This window comes from Antiquaquibacter metalliresistens (genome assembly GCF_029211225.1).
Classification (GTDB): Bacteria; Actinomycetota; Actinomycetes; order Actinomycetales; family Microbacteriaceae; genus Rhodoglobus; species Rhodoglobus metalliresistens.
In genome coordinates, this window is the sequence record NZ_JARGEM010000021.1 from 1 (window position 1) to 1,516 (window position 1,516).

General features: G+C 68.5%; 1 protein-coding gene. It reads left to right on the top strand.

Going from position 1 to position 1,516, the window contains the following annotated elements:
* Nucleotides 1-225 precede the first annotated feature (225 nt).
* Nucleotides 226-1,497 carry an IS110 family RNA-guided transposase gene (locus PYV02_RS15280; RefSeq protein ID WP_275759939.1) on the top strand — a complete coding sequence of 424 codons (1,272 nt, stop codon included), beginning with the start codon at nucleotides 226-228 and terminating at the stop codon, nucleotides 1,495-1,497.
* Nucleotides 1,498-1,516: the final 19 nt, after the last annotated feature.

A 1,516-nucleotide genomic window follows, 5' to 3' on the forward strand; every position in this document is an offset into this window, starting at 1 on the left:
CACAGAGATGATGGATTCGGCTCCGGCGCCGGCGTGACCCGAAATTACACGGACGCCGTTCGCGGCTGTCTTTTTGTGGATCTGTCCGTCGACGCCGGGGTCGCTGCGGGCCGGGCGGGCACATGACTTGATAGGAGCCTGACCGGGAAGTCGTCTCACCTTTGTGCTGTCTGCACTCACCCGACCCGCGGTGACGTTCATCACCGTTGGAAGGGAATCCCGTCAATGACGAGCATGACACTCGACCCGCCGCTGCCCAACCCGCTGTCTCCAGCGGTCGAGCTGGTCGCCGGCGTCGATACGCACAAGAACACGCATCACGTCGCGATCCTGGATCTCGTCGGCAGACCCGTCGCCGACCGTGAGTTCCGCGCTGATGGTCGCGGCTACGCGCAGGTCATCGCGTTCCTCCGCGCGCACGGCGACGTCGTGCGCGTCGGCGTGGAGGGCACAGGCTCCTACGGGGCTGGTCTCTCACGCGCGCTGAACGCCGCGGGGCTGACCGTCGTCGAAGTCGCACGGCAGGACCGGCAAGCCCGGCGGCGTCGAGGCAAGTCCGACCCGCTCGACGCGCACCAGGCTGCTGTCGCCGTGCTCGCCGGCACCGACACCGCGATTCCGAAGACTGGTGACGGGGCAGTGGAGTCGATGCGGATCCTGCTGGCAGAGCGACGCTCCGCGGCGAAGGCCAGGGCGCAGGTGATGAACCAGATCCACGCGCTGCTGATCACCGCGCCCGAGCTGGTGCGACAAGCGTTCCGGGCCCTCAGCGGGCAGCGACTGGTGACCACGCTCGCCAAGACCAGGCCCGGAGCGATCGCGTCCCCCGATCCCGAGGTCGTCGCCCGCCAGACACTGCGACGGTTCGCGGTCCGGCACCTCACGATGCAAGCCGAGATCGACCTGATAGAACAACAGCTTGAGCTGCTCGTCCGGCAGGTCAACCCCACACTGCTGTCTCTGAGCGGAGTCGGTCCCGTCACCGCGGCGACGCTCCTGGTCGCCGCGGGCGACAACCCTGAGCGGCTCGGGACCCGCGCGAGCTTCGCCGCTCTCGCCGGCGTCGCCCCGATCCCCGCCTCGTCCGGACAACGCACGCGGCACCGACTCTCTCGCGGCGGCAACCGGCACGCCAACGCCGCCCTGCACCGGATCGTGCTTCTACGCATGCGACACCGCGAGCCTCGAACGATGGCCTACTTCGAACGGCGCCGCGCGGAGCAGCTCACCGACCGTGACATCATGCGCTGTCTCAAACGACACGTCGCGAACGAGGTCTACGCCGCCCTGCTCAACCCCGCCACCGACAACCCAGCCGGGCGCGAACTCCGAGCCCGCCGACAAGCGATCGGCATCCCGATCAGCGTCCTCGCCGCCACTCTCGGCGTCCCCTACCAGCGGCTACGACGACTCGAGATCGGCACCCGCGCCGACCCCGACCTCGAAGCTCGAGCGACCGCCGTCCTGGAACGAATCAGCCCACCACTGGCCGCTTGACAGCAATAGGAGCATCCAC

Coding starts and splice junctions, on each gene's coding strand:
- PYV02_RS15280 (WP_275759939.1), top strand. CDS start 226: ATGACGAGCATGACACTCGACCCGCCGCTGCCCAACCCGCTGTCTCCA.